The organism is Serratia sp. Nf2 (genome assembly GCF_003028435.1).
GTDB classification, from domain to species: Bacteria; Pseudomonadota; Gammaproteobacteria; order Enterobacterales; family Enterobacteriaceae; genus Serratia; species Serratia marcescens_L.
In genome coordinates this window covers 73,715-94,986 of the sequence record NZ_PYTW01000001.1, presented here as the reverse complement: position 1 = coordinate 94,986, position 21,272 = coordinate 73,715, and the positions used below count along the sequence as shown (strand labels likewise).

Genomic DNA, 21,272 nt, shown 5'->3' with positions numbered 1-21,272 from the left:
AATAAGCCAGCGTTACTGAAGCAGCCGGCGGAGAAATGCAGCGGTATCCTGCATGAAATAAAAGTGATCGCCCGTCAGGAGTTGAACCTGGCTGCCGGGGAGTTCTACTTTCCACTGCGACAGCGCGGAGCGGCTAACCAAAGGGTCGTTGTTGCCGCCCAAAATGCGCGGCTGCAGGCCGGGCAACGGTTCTGCGCTGAGTTCACCCAACAGCCGTAGGTCTTGCTGTATCAATCGGGTGACAAGCGGGCGAGTGAGCTCATCCAGCGTCAACGCGCCGCTGCTTTCACTGAATGCCAGGATGTGGTCCAACACTTCTTGCCGCTGGCTTTCCTGCCGGAGTAATTTCAGTTCTGACGGCGCGCGCTGGGCCGACAAAACGGTGTCGATGCGAAAGCGCGACGTTTGCAGCGCCGCGGCAACCTGCAGGGCAAGCAGCGAACCCATGCTGTGACCGAAAATCACCGCCGGCGCGATGCCCAGCGAGGCATGCAGCGCATCGACGCAGCGCGCAATGGCGTGCTGGGCCGTTTCCCAGGCCGGCGCGTCTTGCGCATCTTCCCGGCCGGGATATTGCATGATGAACAGATCCACCTCGTCCGGCAGCAGCTCGCGCCAGTGCTGGTAGAACGCTACGCCGCCGCCGGCATGCGGAAAGACCACCAATTGTTTGGTGACCGGCGAACTGCGCGGGCGGCTGAGTCTCACCGCGCAGCCGAGAGAAGTGCGCAATTGCGTCATGAGTTCAACCCCGCCGTGTTTCTGACGGACGGCTCCTGGCGCAGCAAATCGCGCAGCGTCAGGCGATCTATCTTGCCGATGCCTTTCATGGGAATGGCGTCGATGACGATCAATTTTTCCGGTGCCTTGAACGCCGCCAGCCCTTCTTTCTCAAAGAAACGGCGCAATGCGCTGAGGGTCAGCGTGTCATCCGTACTGGTGACAAACAGACACGGCACCTCACCGTACAGATCGTCCGCCATGCCCACGCAAGCGGCTCGCACCACGGCAGGATGTTGTTCTGCCAGTTCTTCTATCTCGTTCGGACTGAATTTTTCTCCCCCACGGTTAATCGAATCGTTGACGCGCCCATCGATGAAAATATTGCCTGCGGCATCGACGTGCGCCAGATCGCCGGTGCGGTAGAAGCCGTCAGCGGTAAACGCGGCAAGGTTCGCCTGGGGATTTTGGTAGTATTCGGTGAGCGTATAAGGGCCACGGGTGATCAGTTCACCTGATTTACCCACGGGCAAAGAACAGCCATTTTCATCGACGATTAGTACTTCATCATAGGGGCTCAAAGGCCGGCCCTGAGAGCTGAACCGCACCGCATCATCGTCGTCAACCGCGTTAAAACACAACAGCCCTTCGCTCATGCCATAACATTGCTGCAGGGTAATGCCGAGACTGCGGGACGAGGAGGCCGCCAGCTCTGGCGTCACTCTGGCCCCACCCACCTGGACATGCCACAACGTTGTCAGGTTGCGCGGCGTTTTTTGCTGCAGTTCGCTCCATTGCGACAGTAGAGCAGGCACCAGCGTGGTATGCGTTACGCCGCATCGCTCGATCACGTCCAACGCCGTTTCCGCCGAGGGCGCATCGGCGAGCGCCACAGCGCCGCCGCGAGAAAGCGTACCAAGTATGCCGGGACAATTGAGGACGAATCCATGTGAAACCGGCATCGCAGCGAAATAGACCGACTGGCTGTCCAGAGCAAACACGTCACAGCCGCATTCAATCATATAGCTGTAACCGCCATTCTTGCGTGCGATCGCCTTGGGCAAACCGGTGGTGCCACTCGAAAGCAACATGACGGCGGTATCCGACGGGGTCATGATGACGGCGTGAAGTGGCGGCGAAGGCATCAGGGGTGAACAGAAATGTTGCAGGTTCAGGTAGCGAGTATCGTGCCCGGCGTCATCGTAATCTTCGACCAGTATCACATCGATATTGAGACCTTCCGTCAACAGCGTCTGCAGAGCGGCAAGTGGGTTATAGCGGCGGGAACCGCGCTGCAAGGCGAATACTTTCGGCGCGGTCAGATGCAGAATGTGCCTCAGCTCTTTCTCACGATAAGAAGGTAATATCGGCACCGGGATCGCGCCGAGCATCAACGAAGATAGCATGACGACAACCGCTTCACGGGTATTGCGCAATTGATACGCGATCCGATCGCCTTTCTGCACGCCTAGTTGGCGCAATTTCAAGGCGGCTGAAGCGACCGCGCCGTTCAGCCAGTCGTAACTGTAAACCTCCCCGCGTTCAAAAAGCGCCGGGCGCTGTCCATGTTGTTGAAGGGCCTTTAATAAACGTTGATTGATTGAATCCCCAACACTAACCATAGCGACTCCATAATGAGTTAACTCACTGTTTGACTGTTATCTTTCTCAATCACAATTCGTTAAACAAACAGCTTTCGGCACCTCGGTCAGGCGGCGCCGTCACTTCTGTATTGGCTCACAATGAACAGCAAAATGGACTCAAAAACACTTCATTTTCTGGTCGCCATCAAACACTACGACCGACCGTCAGTCAATTACTTTGGGGTTAATTATTTGTATACCTTATGTTTCATACGGACCATTCTGTCGTAAATTTGTTTTTAAACATAAGGTTATAAAAAATGTCTTTTTCATAGTTGCTTATGATATTTCAGAAATAAGCTGATCTAATGAATAGTCTTGCCCTCCCCACAGCGAGGGCGCATCGACGCAGCGGGCCTTCAACAGAGCTTGCAACGCCACGGTTTCCGCCGAACTGAGCGCTAAATCCTGGCGCAGTTGCCAGCTGCCATCCGCCGCTTGCAGTACGTCTTCAGGTACGCCCACCTCCGCTAACAGCGCCAATAAATCATCCAGAGTCTTCATAATGTTATCCAATCGTTAAATGGTATTGATAATTATTCATATTGACCGTCAGTCGGTCAATGGGTATTTTAACGCTTGCCTGAGATGGCCAGGCTCCCGCCCCACAGCGAGACGCTTACTTGAAGAGGGATTATTTTTGAATAAATTCAACGGATTTCATTTGCGACACGCTTATCTTTGCCCGTTTTTTTTGGGCATGGTGCCTTGCCTGACTCTGGCGGCAGGCGAAGAGTCGATATGGGTGGTAGCTGACGGTTCGTCCTCGGGCAACGTTCCACAGGGCTACGCGGCCCAACAAGCGGAGGTGGCAACCAAAACCCGTTCACCGCTGGTCGACGTGCCGCAATTCGTCTCGGTGGTCAATCGACAGCAAATGGACGTGCAATCAGCCGATACGGTCAGCCAGGCGCTGCGCTACAGCGCCGGCGTTGCCGTAGAACGCTTCGGTGCATTTTCCAGCGGCGTGGACTTCGCCAGAATGCGCGGCTTTGAGGCGGACTACTATCTGGATGGTTTACGCGTCATCGGCAATACCGGCATTTGGGGGCCACAGATTGAAACCTGGGGGTTGCAAAGCATCGAAGTCTTGCATGGCCCCTCCTCCTCGTTATACGGCCAGGGCGGTGCCGGAGGCGTAATCAATATGATTTCCCGACGGCCTTCCGCTACCGAGTCGAATCAGCTTAAATTGGATGTCGGCAACGACCGTACGCGTTCCCTCAGTCTCGATGCCACCGGCGCACTAACCGATGACGAACAGTGGTTGTATCGTGTCGATGGCCTGGCGGCCACGCGTGGCTCGCAGATAGAAGATACCCGGCAGAAGCGTCTCTATCTGGCACCTGCCATCACCTGGCAGCCCAACGAACGCATGCGTTGGACCGTGCTGACTCACTATCTGCGTGAACCCGAGTCGGGCTATTACAACACCCTGCCCGCCCAGGTTCTGGGGCTGTTGCCCAATGCGCGCGGCAAGATAGATACCGATAAAAATTACAGCGATCCGGCGCACGAGAACTCAAGCCGCACGCAATATGATGTGACCTCACTGTTTGAAGTGCAGTTGAACGATCGCTGGCGATTAAAACAAAACCTGCGCTATTCCCATGTAGACTCTGCGGTGCGGCGCGATTTTACCCGCGCCATCACGCCGGACAACCGCCTTTTGACGGCGGTCTACCAAGATTCCCCGAGTCAGGCGGACAGCCTTGTGATGGATAACCAGGCCGAGGTGAAATTCGCTACCGGCGCCATCGCCCACCAAGGGTTGGCCGGCATCGACTACCAGACCGGTAAACTGGATAAAGACTGGTGGGGATCGCAAACCGTGACGTTCGATCCCTGGTCCGGTCAGTACCGCCCTTCATTCGATCCTGTTGCGGTTTCACGCACGTCGACAACGCAACGTTTCCACCGCACCGGCTTATACGGGCAGGACGAAGCCAGCTGGCGCGGATGGCATTTGCTGTTGGGCGGCCGTCATGACTGGTCGCGTATGCGTACCGGTGACAATCTGGCCCATACCCAAACGCAAACCAATGACGCCGCCTGGAGCTATCGTGCCGGATTGAGCCACCCGTTCGACAGCGGCCTGGCGCCGTGGGCCAGCGTCTCTACCGCCTTCGATCCGCTGACCGGCACTGACGCTCAGGGCTCGCCGTTCAAACCCACCCATTCCACTCAGTATGAGATGGGTTTGAAACTGCAGCCGCCCGGCAGCGCAATGATGACCAGCCTGGCGGTTTACCAACTGACGCAGCGCGATGTGAACACCATCGATCCCCTCAATCCCAGCTATTACACCCAGACTGGCGAAGTACGTTCTCGCGGCGTGGAGCTGGAATCGCGTGCGGCGCTGACCGATAGCCTTAACCTGATGCTGGCCTATGCCTGGGTCAACAACGTCGTGACTCAAGCCAACGATAACACCCAGGGGCGACACCCGGTCGGTGTTCCGGCGCAAACCGGCTCGATGTGGCTGGACTATCGCTTTACTAAAGGGCCGCTGCAGGGGCTGCTGATCGGCGGCGGCGCTCGCTACCTGGGGGCCAGTTGGGGAGATGGCGCCAACACATTCAAAGTGCCTGCCGTTTGGCTCGGCGATATGACCGTTCGCTATACGCCGGGTGCCTGGGATCCGCGCCTGTATAACCTCGAATTGGGGTTGACCATCAACAACCTGACCAACAAATCTTATGTCGCCAGTTGCACCAGCGCGCCTTACTGCAGCATCGGCATCGAACGCAGCGTCACCGGTTCGATAAGTTGGTATTTCTGATGCGCAGACGGCGTTTTCTGCAGGTGGCCACTTTGCTGGCGCTTTCCTCGCCGTTGCGATCTCTGCGCGCGCAGGCCGATACGCAGGCCGTGACCGATATCGTCGGGCGGACGGTGACCTTACGTTATCCCCTGCGGCGTATTTTCCTGGCGGAAGGCAATCTGTTTTATACCGTCGCGGCGCTTAATCCCCGCGCGCCGATGGAAAGATTGGTGGGCTGGCGAGACAATTTTCGCACCGCCGACCTGGATAGCTATCGGCTGTATCTGCGTCATTTTCCGGAGCTGGCGCAGTTGCCGACCTTTGCCGGAGTGCAGCAGATGCAATTCGATCTGGAAAGGCTGATCGCCTTGCGGCCCGAAGTCATGTTGCTCAATGCGAATACTCGCTCGGCGCTGGAAGCGAGCGGTTTGATGGCTAAGCTCACGGCGGCGAATATCCCCGTGGTATTTGTCGATATGAGCATCGGCCTGATGAACAACAGCGCCAGAAGCATCGCCATCATGGGCCAGCTGTTTGATAATCCACAAAGCGCAGACAGCTTGATTCGCTTCCGTCAGCGACATCTCGATACGATCCTCGATACGCTGGCGAAACGGGCTCCGCCGCGCCCACGCGTAATGATGGAGCGCGCCGCCGGGTTGTACGACGATTGTTGTCTGTCTTGGGGAAATGGCAACTACGGTGAAATGGTGAATATCGCAGGTGGATTCAACCTGGCCCAGAGGCATATCCACGGCGTTTACGGTTCACTAAGCCAGGAAACGGTGATCGCTTCCCGGCCCGATAAAATCGTCGTGACCGGCAGCAACTGGAGTCATTATTCACCTGGAGGTGACTGGGTCAACCTTGGCCCCGGCGCAGATTTGGCGCTGGCAAAAACGCAGTTGGAAAAATTGATGCGACGCCCGGCTTATCGCACCCTGGCCGCGGCAAAGAGCGGAAAAGCGTATGCCATCTGGCACCCGTTTTACGATCATCCCTTTAATTTCGTCGCTATCGAGCGACTGGCCACCTGGTTCCATCCGTCGCTGTTCGCCGGCGTCGATCCCGAAGTGACCTTTGCGGAGCTTTTCGCGCGTTTTCTTCCCATTCCGTATCAGCCCGGTTACTGGGTATCGCTCGATGCGGAGCCGTGAACGATCAGCGGCATCCCAGCAAACGCATGAACTCCTGCGCCAGCGCCGCCCCCAGTCCTTGGCGGTCGGCGTTGGGGTTGACCATGACGTCATCCACGGCGCCGTGCATGCCGTGATACATCAGGATGGCGGTCAAGTGCGGATTATTCAGACTCCAGGCGCCCGCCGCGGCGCCATCGTTTAAAATCGTCAGGATCTGTTCCAGCACGGCATCACGATCCTGATTGCCCCGGGTATGATAATGATGATCGTGATACAGCGCATCGTGCAATTCCATACCTTCAAAATAGGTCGCCACGCCGGCATCACACCAGGCTCTCAGGCGCGCCAACCAGTCATCTTGCGCACATTCATCGATAGCCAGCTGAATTTTCTCGATAAAGTGATTGGTGAACCGTATACGTAAAGCGGACAACATTTCGTTTTTGGACGGAAAATAGTGGTAGAACGTTCCTTTGGCGACGTTGGCGTCACGGACAATATCGCTGATGGTGGTCGCTTCAAATCCTTTTTCGATAAACAGCTTCTGCGCCGCATCCATCAATTCATCCAGGCGCACTTCTGCCGGTTTGGTTCGAGGCTGTGTTTCTTTCATCTTTTCTTTTGTCTTCATATCAACGTCCAGTGTGGATCCAGCGGCCATCGTAACCAATGTTGTTGCCATTGACCAGCCGACCTAGCGCAGTGAAATCAATATTCACACTCCATTGACCGACGGTCAGTCATAATATAAGGTGAGAATAGTTTTCACTATCACCTTCTCTCAATAAGGAGCCCCTTTATGTCCGGTATGCGCAGGATTTCGCTCGTTGCCGCCATCTGTCTGGGTACATTTATGGCGTCGCTCGATATCAGCATCGTCAATGTGGCGCTGCCCACGATGCTGGAATCACTGCAAACCGACATGTCGGGCTTGCAGTGGGTCGTTGACGCTTATGCCCTATGCCTCTCCGCGTTGATCCTTTCGTCCGGCCCGCTGGGCGACAGGTTTGGCCGTAAACGCATTTGGCTCTTCGGCGTCGCCCTGTTTACCGTTGGTTCGATCGTTTGCGCATTCGCGACCAACCTCGGCATGCTGCTGACCGGTCGCGTGATCCAGGGTATCGCCGGTGCAGCCGTCATCCCGGGTGCGCTGTCCCTGCTGACCCACGCGTTTCCGGAAGAACAGCTGCGGACCCGCGCGATCGGCATTTGGTCCTCGGTCAATGCGCTTTCGTTGGTGATCGGCCCGGTTTTGGGCGGCCTGCTGGTACACACCACCGGTTGGCCGGGCATTTTCTGGATCAACATTCCGGTCGGGATCGTCGCGCTGGTATTGGGCGGTTGGGGATTGAGAGAGAGCTCGCATCCGGAACACGCTGCGCTCGATCCGCTAGGGCAAGGGCTGAGCATCTTGTGGCTCGGCGCGCTGACCTATGGGCTGATTGCCGCCGGCGAGTTCGGCTGGCACAGCGTGCAGTCGCGCCTTCCGCTGTACGCCGCCCTGGTGCTGTTTGCGCTGTTTCTATGGGTGGAAACCCGGGTCAAACGCCCCTTGCTGCAGCTGAGTCTGTTTCGTCACGCCGACTTTACCGGCTACAACTTCGCCTCTTTCGTGCTTGGCTTCTCCGCTTACAGCAGCGTCTTCTTCGTCTCGCTGTTTCTGCAACAGGCTCAGGGTTGGAGCCCCGCCGACACCGGTTGGCGCATGGCACCGGAGTTTCTCGCCATGGCGCTGGCCGCTTCGGGTTTTGGCCGCCTGTCCGCCAAACTGAGTGTGAACTCGCTGATGATCGCCGGCTATGGTCTGATGGGCATTGCCCTGCTGTTACTGACGCAGCTGCACGCCAGCTCGTCTTACCCCCTGGTGGCGCTGTATTTGGCACTACTCGGCTTCGGCATGGGGTTGTCGATGCCGGCGACCAGCGCGCTGGTGATGCGCACCGTCGCGCCGCAGCGCTCTGGGATGGCATCGGCAACGATGAACGCGCTGCGACAAACCGGCATGACGCTGGGCATCGCGCTGCTGGGCACATTGATGAGCATGCAAGCGGTCACGACGTTGACAGCGGCGTTGCACACGCAGGGGGTGGAACAGGCCGCCGAAATCGCCCGGGTAGCGGTGATAGAGCAACAGCAGACGGCCGTGGACGCGCTGGGCGCGAATCGCCTGCAAGATCTGACGCACAGCGCCTTCGCCGACGGTTTCGGGATCGCCATGTTTTGGGCCGGATTGCTCAGCATCGCGATGACCGTGTGGCTGCTGATCATGCTGCATCCGCGTTTCCGTCTGCATCCGCAGGCTGAAAACGCCCTGCTGAGCAAGTCCGCTGAACGACTGAACGAGGAATAAACATGACAAAATTATCGGTCGACCCGATCGAGGAATTGATCGCTTTCGCTTCACAGATAGATGCATGCATGGTTCCCCCCGCTGTCCTGGCATTCCAATGCAAACGACTGATGGATAATCTTGGCTGTCTCGCCGCAGGCTATGACCAAAGTGGCGTTGATGCGGCGCTCTCGCTGGCCAGACGCTGGAGCGGCAACGCCGAGGCCAGCATTATCGGCAGTGAAGAACGCCTCGCCGCGCCGCAGGCGGCGTTCGTCAACGCCGTGCGAGCTCGTGCGCTCGACTACTGCGACGTTCTCTCCCCCGGCTGGCATCCCAGCTCTTCGGATATTCCAGTCGCGCTGGCGGCGGCGGAGCTGTCGGGTGCTTCCGGATTGGATATGTTGGCGGCATTGGCCGTCGGCCAGGACTTCGCCCAACGCATCAACCTTGCCGCGCAGGCGAACGGCTTTTTCTACCGCGGATTCGACTCGAATATCCTTGGCCTGTTTTCAGGCGCAGCGATCGCCGCCCGCTTGCTGCGCCTGGATCAGCAAGCTTTCGCCGACGCCATCGGTCTGGCGTTCGATTTCGGCATCGGCACCTTCCAACACTATCAGGACAAGACGCTGGCGGTGCGCATCAGCCAGGGATTGGTGGCGCGCCATGCGCTGGAAGCCGTCTTGATGGCTCAGGCGGGGATAAGCGGCCCCAAACGCGTCCTGAGCGGCGAGAACGGTTTTTTCAATCTCTATGCGCCGGGCGAACCCGATCTGGGGATGCTGACCCACCAACTGGGCATTGCCTTTCTGGGGGAAGAAGCGACCTGCTTCAAGCTATACCCACATTGCAGCATTCTGCTGGCTTTGACAGAAACGCTCTTGAACGACGGGCCACACCGGCAATTGCCCGATCCCGAACGAGCGAAGATCACGCTGCACGCGTCACCGACCATGCGCATGGTGTGCGGTGCACCTTACGAGCCGCAGAAAACGGCCGAAATCGATGCGCAATTCAGCGCGCGTTACATCATCGCTAACGCGCTGCTGCGCGGCCAAGCCAGCGCTCTCGAATTCAGTGCGGCCTTCGCGACAGAACCTGCGGTCGTTGCGCTAGCGCAGCGTATCGAGGTCCATGAACAACACGGCTTCGAACGGTTTGACCGCTTCGAACTTCATATTACGCCCGAAAAAGGCGATACGCTGCGGCTCGAAGCCGAGTTCGGCCGCGGCTGGCCCGAGAACCCGGCGGATATGCAGGATATTCGGGATAAATTTCTTCTCTGCTGTGAGCAGTCGCCGAATCATGGATTAAAGCATAACGCGCGACGGCTGATGGCCTGTATCGAGAATCTGGTCGAAGCGCCCTCGTTACAAGCCTTGTTGGCCGCAACTCAGGAGGGACGCTAGTCAGGCTTAGCCAGCGCAGATCGCCGGAGTTAACGCGGCGGGGTGCGCCCTGTCACTTCGGCGTGTAAATCTCTACGAGCGTGGCGATCACTTTCGCCACGTTTGGGTTATCGAGTGGCGGTGGCATTCGCCGGCCTTACAGCATCCACTCGATAGGCAGCCAGCCGGCCACGGTAAGAACGATGCGTTTTACCCAGCCGGCGCCGGGCTCCTGCTGATGCACCTCGGTATGGCCGTCTTCGAAGGCTTCGTTCCAGACCATTTTGCCCTCGGGCGTCAATACCGGCCGATAGGCGGCGTATTCCAGCGGGCCATCAAACAGTTGGCGGGTGTCGGCCGCCAGCGTCGGGCTGTCGATCAAGAAGCCCATTTCGCAGTTCAGGTGCGCCGAACGCGGATCGAAATTGAACGAACCGATAAATACCCGCTTATCGTCGATGGCGAAGGTTTTCGCGTGCAGCGCCGCGCCGGACAGCCCCAGCGGCTTGAGTTCCTTGCGCCCGGTCGGTTGACCGGCGCGCAGCTTCAGCTCGAACAGCTCGACGCCGGCCTGCAGCAGCTCACGCCGGTATTTGGCGTAGCCCGCATGTACCACCAGCACGTCGGTGGTGTTCATCGCGTTGGTCAGCACGCGAATGGATTTCCCCTGTTTGGCAAGCGATTCAAAGAAGCTCGCCCCTTCCCGGCCCGGCACGAAATAGGCGGAGACCAGATCCAATTGCTGGTTGACACCGCCGATGATCTTGCCGAGCTGCGTCACCATCAACCGATCGCGCGAAGCCTTGCCCAACCCTTTCGCCGGATCGTCGGCCACCAGCTCTACCTGGGTGAACTCCGGCTGCACGACGCCATCGCGAAAGCGCACCGCGCTGGTTTCCAGCTGCACCGCCAGTTTGCGAGCCCGATCGCTGCTTTCGGTGGCGGTGGCCTGCGCCAGGAAGGCGGAAAGATTGCCTTTGCCCCGGATAATCTGCTCAACGCCGAACACCGACGCGCTGTTCCAGTAGCGATCGAAGACCTCGGCCGTTTCTGCCACTACGCTGCCGACGCTCAGCACGTCGAGATCGAGGAAATAGTTTTCGTCGCCGACCTGGAAATACTCGTCGCCGATGTTGCGGCCGCCGATGATCGCCACGGCGCCGTCGACGATGTAAGACTTGTTATGCATGCGCCGATTCATGCGCATAAAGTCAAAGGCGTAGCCGGCCAGCTTCGGCGTGCGCACGGTCGATGGGTTGAACAGGCGGATCTCGACGTTTTCCTGGGCGTTCAGCGCCGCCAGGGTTTCGTCCATGGCGACGCCGTTATCGTCCAGCAACAGCCGCACGCGCACGCCGCGTTGGGCGGCGTCATACAGGGTTTTCAGCAGGATCTGCCCGGAGGTGTCGTTATGCCAGATGTAGTACTGGGCGTCGATCGACCTTTCCGCCATCCGCGCCAACGCCAGGCGGCTGGCGAACGCATCGTGTCCGCTGGCCAGCGGCACCACGCCGCTCAGGCCTGGGTGCGCCGCCATCAGTTCGGCGGCCCGTGCCGGCAATTGGGCGGCAGGATCCGCCGGCAACGCCGCCTGCGGCAGACGCTGGGAGATATCCGGCAAACGAAAGAGGACTCTTGCCGCAATAATGGCGATCGTCACGGCGAGAATCAGATACACGACAATTTTTATCACGGGAAGCGGCCTCGGAGGTTGACTGCTTTGCTTTATACGTCATTAGGTTGCTTCAATCTATAGGAGAAACGCGCTCTGCCATAAGGCTATAGCGTAAAGCGCGAAGGCGAAACGCCAAACAGTTTTTTGAACGCCACCGAATAGGCGCTGTGGCTCTCGTAACCGCTTTCGAAGGCGGCGTGGATGATCGAGTGGCCGGCCAGCAGCAGCGGAATGGACGACAGCAGCCGCAGGCGCTGTTTCCACTGGCCGAAGGTGATGCCGGTTTGTTGGCTGAAATGGCGTTGAAAGGTCTTTACGCTGATCGACAGTGAATCGGCCCAGGCCTCAATGCCGCGATCGTCGGCCGGCGTGATGACCAACTGCCGGCAAATCTCGGCCATTCTCGCCTCTGCCGGCCAGGGGAGATGCAACGCCAGCTGCGGCTGCAGGCTCAGCTCCTCGAGGAACAGCGCTCTGAGCAGCGCGTGCCGTTTGGTCTCCGCCCCTTCGGGCGCCAGCGTCGCCAACTGCGCGATCAGTTCTCGCAGCAGCGGTGAGACCTGCAATACGCCGTCGCGCAGCGGCAAACGCGCGGCGGTGATTTCGTCGACCAAAATCCCGTAAACGCAAATGTTGCTCTGCATAACGATCTGATGTTCTACCCCCGGCCGCAGCCAGACCGCGGTGGTGGGCGGCACGATCCAGCGCCCGCTGCTCGCCTCGACCGCCATAACGCCCTGCTGCGAATAGAGCAAATGGCAGCGTTTATGCGAGTGGTAAGGAATGACAAAGCCCGCCGGATAGTGTTTCACCAGCCCCGTCACCTCGAACGAGGAGTTTTCGTGGCTACTGAGGTCGATGCGTTTCGTTTCGGCGTTGTCGACTTCGAATCCCATGGTCGTTTGTCCCTTTTGATAACGCGAATGTCTTTTATTTGATAGAGAGGCCGCATGATCCTCCATATAGTGACGTTCTCGCAAGCCACACCAGGGGCCTTATGCGAAGAAACTCACTATTTACACCAAAATTTCATCGTTCTGCGTAAAACAAAGGCGATGACATTGCGCATGCGCTGCGCGATGGCGGCTCGTTGCGGGGGCGGCGTGGCCGAAAGTGATGGAAAGGGAAAGCGTGGTAGCATAAGTCAGGAGGTATACGCATCAATCAGCAGGTAGCTCAGCCTGGGGGCGGCTTAATGTTGCAGGGATAGGGAGAGCACCTAGGCTCTCCTCTATCCATTAGTGTTATCACCTCAACGGGCCAACTCGGCGCCGTCCAGTTCGGAAATCGCCAGACAAATCACTTCAGTAATGGCCTGTACCGTATAGGCGGTATTGGCAGGAATGATTAACATCTCATGGGGTTGCAACGTCTGATCGTCAACCTTCAGTTCACCGCTCAGCACCATCAGTTTCACCCACCCCGGATGAAAACGCGCCGGTTGGCGGCTGCCCGCATCCAACTTCAGCAACGCCGTATGGCCAGGCGTCTCCCGTTTCAAAATGTGAAAACGTACCCCATCGTAAGGCATGTTTTCGTAATGCAGTGACGCCAGTGTTCTCTTATGCATGGTAAGTGTCCTCGTGACCTGTGAGTAGCTGCTCCGCCTTCGGTCGCCGTAAAACGGTTGGCGGCTGTCCCTACCGAAAGCACAGGCTCGCAGCCTCTTGGCGAACGGATTAACTGTCGTACTTGCAGCGGCCCGACCGACCGCCGTTTCATGCCTAACCTGCCTCAGGCATGCTACTAAATATATAAGAGCCTCGCCGACGGCGCAAAAAACCGCTGCCAGGTTGAGCGTATATTCACTTCCCGTCGTCAAATCGCGCGGGGCGATAAGCGTGTGGAATGGCGGGATTGGCGCCATACAGCAGCTCGTCGCTGACCAGCCGGCCAAGCGTCGGCGCGCACATCACCGCCGGATGCATCACCGCCACATAGAGCCGGGTAGCGCCCAGCGCTCCGATGATGGGATAACCGTCGCGCGGCCGGGGGCGCATCCCCACCGAACACGCCTGCAGTTGCAAAGGCGCCGCGCCTGGCAGGCGCCCTTCAATCGCCGATTGCGCATCGCTTTCCACCCGTTTGACATCGCCGTGTGCAGGGTGATCCTCCGCCGCCAGCAGATCGCCGTTTTGCGCATGGCGCACTTCAACGTCATCGCCCGCGATCAGCGTGTTCACCGCCTGCGTTGCCGCGTGATAGCGCAACAAAATGGCCGGCGACGCCTCGATCGGCAGCGTGAATCCGCTGCCGTCCAGCAGCGCGGAGATTCCCGTGCCGCAGGCGAGCACCACCCGTTCGGCGGCGATCGCGCCTTCCTCGGTAACGATGCCGGTTATCTGCCCCTCTTTACGCAAAAATCCGGTGACGATTCGCCCCAGGAGCAACTCCCCTCCCCACGCGCTCACGCACTCGAGCAACCGCTGTGTCACTTCTTGCGGATCGACGGCGCCGTCACGCGCCGCAAAATAGGCTTGGCTATCGGGCTGCCTGAGCTCCGGTTCCAGCGCGTTCATCTCGGCGGAGGGCAAAAGCCGATTGTCGGGGTTTTGCGTCGCCGGCGCCTGACCATAGCTGAGCGCGCCGGACCAATTCACCCAAAGAGCTGGGATCTCCTGCGCGAGGCGCCTCCAGTCTGCCACGATCTCGCGCCGCAGAAATTCGTCGGGAGCGCCCTCCGGCACGCCTTCGCTGATCCAGCCGAACGATCTGCCCGTGGCCCCCGCCGCAGGATACGCTTGCTCAACGACGATAACGTGCTGCCCCTGACGCGCCAGATGATAGGCGATCGATGCCCCGACAATCCCGGCGCCCACGATAACCATGCGTGATGTTGTTCCATTCATTTAATGATGCCCGTGCCTCATTTCAGGTATTGTCGCCAAAAAAGCCCTGCCGCCAGACAGGCTACCCCACCGCCGCCGGCCAACACGGCATAAGACGCCCCCCAGCTCTGGGTGGTGTCCATCACGACGCCAAAGGATAAAGGAGCGAACGAACCAATGCCAAACCCCAGTAACGATCGCCAGCCCATCACGCTACCGAGCTGTTGCGGCGGCACATTGTCCGCCATCGCGGCCGACAGCACGCCGGAATCGCCGAGAATAAAGAAACTGCCGATGCTGACGGCCAGCAACGTCCAGCCCGGCCCCCAGTTCGCCGACCACCCCATCAGCAGCGATCCCAGCGCGCCGGCGGCGCCCATAAACATCAGCACCGATGCGCGATTGAAATAGTCGGAAACGGTGCCGACAATCAGCGTGGCAGCCATGCCGGCCAGGTGGATCACCGCCGCGACGATCAATCCGGCGCTCAGCGGATCCAGAGAGAAACCGCTCAATGCCTCGCTGACCAGGCTGGGCGCCCAGGCCCAGTTGCCGAGCAGCTCCCAGCTGTGGGCGATATACCCGATCAGCAACAGCAAGGTCGCATAGGTGATAGCATGGTTTTCACGTTTCGTCTGCCTCCCCAGCGTGCGCAGCTGCGGTTCCTGATAACCGATCAGGGCCAACGAACCCGCCAGCGCCCCCAGCAACGCACCGGCGGCACACAGGAAAAACGCCACGCCGGCGCCCCAGCGCATGGCGCTCCACCCGGCGATGAAAACCGACAGAAAATACCCCAACGAACTGGCCGCCAGCATCATGCCGATGGCGTAACCGCGCCGCGCCGGGCCGTTCATCCCCATCGCCAGCAGCAGCGCCGGCGTATAGGCGCCGCCCTGCGTCAGGCCGACGAAGGCCATCAACACCAGCGCGCCGGCATAAGAATGGGCAAACACGGCGAACAGCATCAGCGCAGCGGCGCCCAGCCAGGAAAACAGCAGGTAAACCCGGCGCGCACCCAGCGAATCACACCACCAGGAAGCCACCAGCAGCGCCAGCGCGTTAGTCAGGCTAAACACCGTTTGCACCGTACCGGCGGCGGCGGCGTCGAGCTGCCACTCGCTTCTGATGGTCGGCAGTGCACCGGCGAACATCATGGTGCCCAGGCAGAGGCCGGCCCGGCTCGCGCAAAGCAGAAAGAAAGCTCGCATCTCAGCGCCGTCTCTCTGCCCATCGAGGGCTGAGGATAATTCGACTAATACGAACGACAGACGAGGAAAATCGCTGCATGGCACGCTCGGCAAACCGGGAAAGATGCGTGATAATAGTGAGAAAAATCAACGGCTGACAAACGATCTTTCCTCGCTCATTTGGTTGAGCTAGACTCAACCTATGAAAAAAATTCACTCCCTGCCGCACCTGTCCGCTTTCGAAGCCGCCGCCCGCCTTGGCAGCTTCAGTGCCGCTGCGGATGAGCTGTTTCTCACCACCGGCGCGGTCAGCCGCCACATTCGCAGCCTGGAAGAACAGCTGGGGATCACACTGTTTTATCGCGGACACAAGTCCGTGCGGCTGACGCAGGCCGGCGAGAACTTTTCCCGCACCGCGTCCCGGGTGATAAGCGAACTGTATGCCGCGGAAAGTGCACTGAAAGCGAGCGCGGGCCGGCAGCGGCTGGTGGTGCACAGCCTGCCGACGTTCACCATGCACTGGCTGATGCCGAAGCTGGCGGCGTTCAATGAGATTCATCCGGAGGTCGCGATTGATATCACCACCAGCACAGGGGCCGTCGATCGCAATACGCCGTTTGATCTGGCGATTCGGCGCGATCCCGCGCACTTCTCCGGGCTGAAAGCGATCCCTTTTCTGCAGGAAGAGAGCCTGTTGGTCTGCAGCCAGAGTTATTTGCGCGCCATGCCGGTCAGTGCGCCCGGCACGCTGGCTGGGCATACCGCCATCCGCATCCGCGCCCGTGAGGATTTATGGCACAGCTGGCTGAACACCTACCCGACGGCGCTGGACGCCTCGCCGCCGCCACTCACGCTCGACCATACCTTTGCCGCCATTCAGGCGGCCGAGGACGGCCTGGGGCTGGCCGTCGTGCCTTACCTGTTCTGCGCCAAACATCTGTCGTCCGGCCGGCTGGTGTCGCCTTTCCCGGCGTTGACTATCCGAACCGGCGTTTACTCCCTGCTGTTGCGCGAACGGGACGATGAGGTCGTGAGAACATTCGCCGACTGGCTGCAGGCGTTCCAGGCTTAGGTCCCGATAGGGTTAGCCGTGGAGCGCCAGGCCTTTTATCGCCTTATCCACCGCTTTCTTCGGCCCGCGTAGAGCCAGACCGACCAAATCCAGATTGTCCGCATCTTCAGCGAGAAAAACCTGCCGGTTGGCTTCATCGTGCCCGGTCGCGAACATGGCGTGCACATAGGGGATCAGCGTCAATTCCCGCTCCAGCCCTTTACGATGCACATTTTGCAGGCTCGGTAAATCCGCGGCGAAAATCAGCATCGGCTGCCCGGAAATGCCGCCGTAGCGTCTGCCATGCGCATCCACATAACATTCGCCGATGATTTCCGGGGCCGCGGCGGCGATCCCCGTCGCCAGAAAAGCCACCACGTTCAGCCGCTGCCAAGCCTGCAGATCGTCACGCACGATAAACGCTATTTTAGTCTCAAACATCTTCCGCTCTACTCCGTTGTGCTGTTAAAAGCACATCATCGGAAATGGCAAATCAGCGGTATAGAACGTTTGTGCACTGGCGTTGATAGACCGCCGGTGATAAACGGTAGGCGCGCTGGAACCAGCGACCCAAATGGCTCTGATCGGCAAAGCCCACCTGCATGGCGACCTGCGCCGGTTCTTTCCCCTGCGCCAACAACAAGCGTGCGGCGCGCAACCTCAGCCGAACCAAATACGCATGCGGCGACTGACCGAAAGCCCGGGTGAACTGGCGAGTCAGGCGGAAACGGTCCAGACCACACTGAAGCGCCAGGTCATCCAGACTGGGATTATCCGCCATATGTGCATGCAAATAGTCCCGTAAGCGGTTCATCTCAACCAAAGCGTCATCGTGTTGGGAAGCCGGCCTGACTCGGACATGCCGTGACAATAGCGTCAGCAGATGGTCCAGGCTTTGATCGCGCGCCAGTCGCCCCTCTCTATGGTGCAACGAGAAAAAGGCCTGTTGTATCGCAGCCGCCAGCATCGGATCGTCGGTCAACGTGCTGTGGAAGGCGCCTTCCAGCACGGAGGCGTCTCCCATTCCACGGCGGTGCATAGCGGCGGATACCCAATGCTGGGGCAGATAAAGCATGGCATAGGTAAACCCTTCGGCCTGCGGCGCATGGCCATCGTGCACCGCGCCCGGCTCGATCAGCATGGCGCGCCCCGGCCGGCTGGTATGCAATGAGCGGTGGCAATTGAAACGCTGCAAACCCTGCTGCGTGACGCCCACCAGCATTTCGTCATGATCGTGAGGATCGTAGGCATGCCCCTGAAAGTGGGCATTGACGCTCTCGATGCCGGTTTCGTCATCGCGTCGCAGTTCGAGCCAGTCTTTGTGTTGATGATTAGACGCCATACAATAAGTCCGGAGTTCTGCTCACAGGAAAAGAAAAACAGCTTACCCGGAGACGGTCACCGCTGCACGCTCACAACTCGCAGATGGCGAAAGTGCCCTTTCCGGCCGATTTCGCCTGATACATCGCGCCGTCGGCGCGGGTCAACAGCATCTCCTCCGTCACATCGCCGCGTGGGGAAATGGCCGCGCCGATGCTGGCGGAAAGCCGCACCTTCTGCGGCCCGATCTGCGTAATTTTGGCCAGATGCGCCAACACGTTTTCGCAAAACTCGCTGACTTCGCGCCGCGGATCCGTCAACGGCCACAGGATCACCGTGAACTCGTCACCGGCCAAGCGCGAGACGCTGTGGCGCTCGCCGGCGCAGGCGCTGAGCAATGTGGCGAACGTCTTCAGGATCAGATCGCCGAACTCATGGCCATAGCTGTCGTTAAGAGCCTTGAAACCGTCGAGATCGATAAACAACAGCGCCATCTGCCGCTGATGGCAACAGGCCTGCAGCGTGCCCGACAACCGGCGTAGAAACGCGCGGCGATTGGTCAATCCGGTCAGCATGTCGTGGGTTGCGTCATATTCCAACCGCTGCTGCAGCCGCTTAAGCTCGGTGATGTCCATGGCGAGAATGTAAAAGCCCTGAGCTTCGCACGGCACCAGCGTGGTGTGGATCATCAGCAGCCCCTGCCGGGTCTGCAGCTCATTCTCAAAACTCACCATTTCGCCGGCGAGGGCCCGTTCGATCATCGGTTTTGCTATCCGATAAACGCTTTCTCCCATGAAATCGCGCACCGTCATTCCCCTGAGGCTGGACTCCTCCAGACCAAACCAGGTTTTGTAGGCGCTGTTGGCGAACAGGTAGCGTTCATTGCCGTCGATCTGGCTGATTAAGGCCGGCATGTTGTCGGTAATGGCGCGCAAACGCTCCTTCTCCGCACTGAGCTGATATTCGGCGAGCACCCGGGTTTCAATCTCTTCGTTGAGCTTTTTCACCACCACGTTCAGCTCCCGCGTGCGAATTTCGACGCGTTCCTCCAGCTCATGCTGCAACGCGAACAGATCGGCCTCGGCCACCTTGCGCTCGCTGATATCGACGATAACCGAGATGAAATGGTCCGGTTTGCCGTTAGGCAAGCGATTGAGCGCCACCGTCAACTGCACCCAAACGATCGAGCCGTCGGCGCGGAAATAGCGTTTTTCCATCGAATAGGTGCTGATTTCATTTTTCAGCAGCTGCTGCAGCTTTTCCAGGTCGGTGTTGAGATCGAGCGGATAGGTAATGTCCTGGAAGGTGCGATCCATCAGCTCACGTTCGGAATAATGCAGCATTTCGCAAATGCGCGGATTTACCCGCAGCCAATACCCCTGCAGCGAAACCAGCGCCATCCCTACCGCCGCCTGGGCGAAGGTCTGTTCGAACAGGGCCTCCGTGCGCTGCAGGTCGGACTTCAGGTTTTCGGTATAGACGTGGCGTTCAATGCTTTGCAGGTACTCCTCCACCACGGCGGCGAAATCATGCAGATCGGCCAGTTGTTCCGGGGAAAACGGCTGCGGCTGGCTATCGATAATGCACAGCGTGCCGAGCGGCAACCCGTCGAGCGACAGCAGCGGCTGCCCGACGTAAAAGCCGATCCGCGGCCCGCCGATCACCAACGGATTATCGAAAAAGCGCGGGTCTTCGGCGGTATCGGGTACCACCAACGCTTCGCGTTGCAAGATGGCATGGCCGCAAAACGAGATATTGCGCGGCGTTTCCCGGGGATCCAGACCGTAGCGCGACAAAAACCATTGGCGATCCCGGTCGATCAGCGACACCAGCGCAATGGTCACGCCGAAGTATTTCGCCGCCAACCGCGTGATGCGATCCAGTTTTTCCACCGAGTTCGAATCCAGCACGTTCAGCGAATTCAATACCGACAGGCGTTCGGCTTCGTTTTCGGGGAAGCAGGGTTCGAGCATGTTGTCTCCCATTGTGGCACCCACGGATCCGGCAGTAAGTCCGTTCAGCGTTTCCGTCGGTTAGCGGCAAATATCCTTGTCCATCATAGACTCACTCAGTATCAATCCGATTGTGCATTCTCGCCAGCTTTGCCGGACGTTGCGTTTGCCACCGCGCTGCGCTACAGTCGTTCACAAGGTGATGGTGTTCCACCTTTCCCAACCGCCGCGTTCACTCGAACCGGATGATGACGCCTGATATACAACTTCGCTTTATTTTTAGGCAGGTATGTCAGGAGTCGCTATGAATGAAATCTCACGTCTTACCCCTTTTCCGACTCAGCCCGATCTCGCCGTGCGGGAAATGCCCCTGTACGTTTTCGGCCATAAAAATCCCGACAGCGACAGCATCTGCAGCGCACTGGTGGTCGCGGACTGGCTCAATCACCTCGGCAAACCGGCCGTGGCTTTCCGCCTTGGCGACCTGACGCCGGAAACCCGCTACATACTGGCCGCCGCCGGCGTGCAAGCGCCTGCGCTGCTGAAAGGCGATCTTCGTGACCGTAAAGTCTGGCTGGTCGATTTTACCGACGTCGAACAAGGGCCGGCCTCATTGCCCGACAGCGACGTGGTCGGCGTTATCGACCATCATCGGCTGGGCACGTTAGTCACCCGCAACCCGCCCGATGTCTGGGTGCGCGCCGTCGGCTGTTGCGCCACCGTGATCCTGCAGATCCTGACGGCAGAAAAGCCGATGCCACTTAACGCCGCGCAGGCCACGCTGCTGCTGGGCGCCATCCTGAGCGATACCGTCGCGCTCAGCGCGCCGACCACCACGGAACAGGATCGTCTGGCGGTCACCCGGTTACGCGCAATCTCTCACGTCGACTATGACGCCTTCACCGCCGGGCTGCTGGCCGCTAAAACCGATCTCTCGGGGCAATCCGCCGCGCAGTTGCTGCACCGTGACGCCAAGAATTACCGCATCCATAGCGTCTCGCTGCTGCTGTCGCAGATAGAAGTGCGGGCCATGCGCGACATCGATCCGCTGTTGCCCGCCCTGCAACAGGCGCTTGAACAAGCGAAGCAGGAAGCCGGGCTGGAGATGACCGCGCTGCTGGTCACCGATATCACCCGCCGCCGCTCCACTCTGTATTTCTCGTCAAACCGGGTGCTCGGCATTCGTCAGGTATCGCTGCCCGATATGACGAGCCGGAAAAAAGAGGTTTTACCGTGGTTAACCCTCCAGATCGCTAACGCAGGGAGATAAGTC

Annotated in this window: 18 protein-coding genes and 1 riboswitch; of the genes, 6 read left to right on the top strand and 12 right to left on the bottom strand. The window is 59.0% G+C overall.

Translation table 11 applies throughout. The features are described 5' to 3' along the window. Window positions 1–12: 12 nt before the first annotated feature. The 3 genes from C9411_RS00455 to C9411_RS00445 all read right to left on the bottom strand — a co-directional run bounded on the left by C9411_RS00455 (window position 13) and on the right by C9411_RS00445 (window position 2,867). Complete coding sequence (locus tag C9411_RS00455; RefSeq protein WP_107226196.1) at window positions 13–741, bottom strand: thioesterase II family protein; 729 nt, start codon at window positions 739–741, stop codon at window positions 13–15. Next, window positions 738–2,342 carry an AMP-binding protein gene (locus C9411_RS00450; protein WP_107226195.1) on the bottom strand — a complete coding sequence of 535 codons (1,605 nt, stop codon included), beginning with the start codon at window positions 2,340–2,342 and terminating at the stop codon, window positions 738–740. Before C9411_RS00450 ends, C9411_RS00455 begins: the two co-directional genes overlap by 4 nt. 300 nt (window positions 2,343–2,642) lie before the next feature. Beyond that, window positions 2,643–2,867, bottom strand: a complete 225-nt coding sequence (locus tag C9411_RS00445; protein ID WP_063989876.1) for a hypothetical protein — start codon at window positions 2,865–2,867, stop codon at window positions 2,643–2,645. 136 nt (window positions 2,868–3,003) lie between these two features. Between C9411_RS00445 and C9411_RS00440 the strand changes: the two genes are divergently transcribed. After that, on the top strand, window positions 3,004–5,145 hold the full coding sequence (locus C9411_RS00440; RefSeq protein WP_158263868.1) for a TonB-dependent siderophore receptor: 2,142 nt from the start codon (window positions 3,004–3,006) through the stop codon (window positions 5,143–5,145). Window positions 5,146–5,168: 23 nt separating this feature from the next. After that, window positions 5,169–6,284, top strand: coding sequence for an ABC transporter substrate-binding protein (locus C9411_RS00435; protein WP_254623418.1), 1,116 nt, complete (start codon window positions 5,169–5,171; stop codon window positions 6,282–6,284). Between the two features lie 4 nt (window positions 6,285–6,288). Here the strand turns inward: C9411_RS00435 and C9411_RS00430 are convergent, their stop codons facing one another. Then, window positions 6,289–6,948, bottom strand: a complete 660-nt coding sequence (locus C9411_RS00430; RefSeq protein WP_233221850.1) for a TetR/AcrR family transcriptional regulator — start codon at window positions 6,946–6,948, stop codon at window positions 6,289–6,291. Between the two features lie 117 nt (window positions 6,949–7,065). Here C9411_RS00430 and C9411_RS00425 point away from each other — a divergent pair, with 117 nt between their 5' ends. Beyond that, entirely contained in the window at window positions 7,066–8,616 is a 1,551-nt protein-coding gene (locus C9411_RS00425; protein ID WP_107226193.1) for an MFS transporter, read from the top strand. A 2-nt stretch (window positions 8,617–8,618) separates the two neighbouring features. Then, window positions 8,619–10,004, top strand: coding sequence for an MmgE/PrpD family protein (locus C9411_RS00420; RefSeq protein WP_063989871.1), 1,386 nt, complete (start codon window positions 8,619–8,621; stop codon window positions 10,002–10,004). A 136-nt stretch (window positions 10,005–10,140) separates the two neighbouring features. Here C9411_RS00420 and C9411_RS00415 read toward each other — a convergent pair whose 3' ends face one another. The 5 genes from C9411_RS00415 to C9411_RS00395 form a co-directional block, all read right to left on the bottom strand. After that, window positions 10,141–11,676: a phospholipase D family protein gene (locus C9411_RS00415; protein ID WP_107226192.1), complete on the bottom strand. Its 1,536-nt coding sequence runs from the start codon at window positions 11,674–11,676 to the stop codon at window positions 10,141–10,143. An 86-nt stretch (window positions 11,677–11,762) separates the two neighbouring features. Next, window positions 11,763–12,554, bottom strand: coding sequence for a helix-turn-helix domain-containing protein (locus tag C9411_RS00410; protein WP_063989869.1), 792 nt, complete (start codon window positions 12,552–12,554; stop codon window positions 11,763–11,765). 356 nt (window positions 12,555–12,910) lie between these two features. Continuing rightward, a complete protein-coding gene (locus C9411_RS00405) occupies window positions 12,911–13,228 on the bottom strand; it encodes a cupin domain-containing protein (protein WP_038871643.1) in 318 nt (105 codons plus the stop codon). A gap of 235 nt (window positions 13,229–13,463) precedes the next feature. Then, complete coding sequence (locus tag C9411_RS00400) at window positions 13,464–14,486, bottom strand: FAD-binding oxidoreductase (RefSeq protein ID WP_233221849.1); 1,023 nt, start codon at window positions 14,484–14,486, stop codon at window positions 13,464–13,466. Window positions 14,487–14,524: 38 nt separating this feature from the next. Continuing rightward, a complete protein-coding gene (locus tag C9411_RS00395) occupies window positions 14,525–15,697 on the bottom strand; it encodes a nitrate/nitrite transporter (RefSeq protein ID WP_233221848.1) in 1,173 nt (390 codons plus the stop codon). A gap of 181 nt (window positions 15,698–15,878) precedes the next feature. Between C9411_RS00395 and C9411_RS00390 the strand changes: the two genes are divergently transcribed. Further along, window positions 15,879–16,748: a LysR substrate-binding domain-containing protein gene (locus C9411_RS00390; protein WP_107226190.1), complete on the top strand. Its 870-nt coding sequence runs from the start codon at window positions 15,879–15,881 to the stop codon at window positions 16,746–16,748. Window positions 16,749–16,760: 12 nt separating this feature from the next. Here C9411_RS00390 and C9411_RS00385 read toward each other — a convergent pair whose 3' ends face one another. The 3 genes from C9411_RS00385 to C9411_RS00375 all read right to left on the bottom strand — a co-directional run bounded on the left by C9411_RS00385 (window position 16,761) and on the right by C9411_RS00375 (window position 20,020). Beyond that, a complete protein-coding gene (locus C9411_RS00385) occupies window positions 16,761–17,168 on the bottom strand; it encodes a DUF2000 domain-containing protein (RefSeq protein WP_107226189.1) in 408 nt (135 codons plus the stop codon). A gap of 52 nt (window positions 17,169–17,220) precedes the next feature. Further along, on the bottom strand, window positions 17,221–18,069 hold the full coding sequence (locus C9411_RS00380; protein ID WP_107226188.1) for an AraC family transcriptional regulator: 849 nt from the start codon (window positions 18,067–18,069) through the stop codon (window positions 17,221–17,223). Between the two features lie 70 nt (window positions 18,070–18,139). Then, window positions 18,140–20,020, bottom strand: coding sequence for a diguanylate cyclase domain-containing protein (locus tag C9411_RS00375; RefSeq protein ID WP_107226187.1), 1,881 nt, complete (start codon window positions 20,018–20,020; stop codon window positions 18,140–18,142). A gap of 168 nt (window positions 20,021–20,188) precedes the next feature. Then, a riboswitch (Fluoride riboswitch) is annotated at window positions 20,189–20,264 on the top strand. A 39-nt stretch (window positions 20,265–20,303) separates the two neighbouring features. On the opposite strand from C9411_RS00375, the gene C9411_RS00370 reads away from it, so the two are divergent. Then, a complete protein-coding gene (locus C9411_RS00370; protein ID WP_080473393.1) occupies window positions 20,304–21,269 on the top strand; it encodes a DHHA2 domain-containing protein in 966 nt (321 codons plus the stop codon). The last annotated feature ends 3 nt before the right edge of the window (window positions 21,270–21,272 follow it).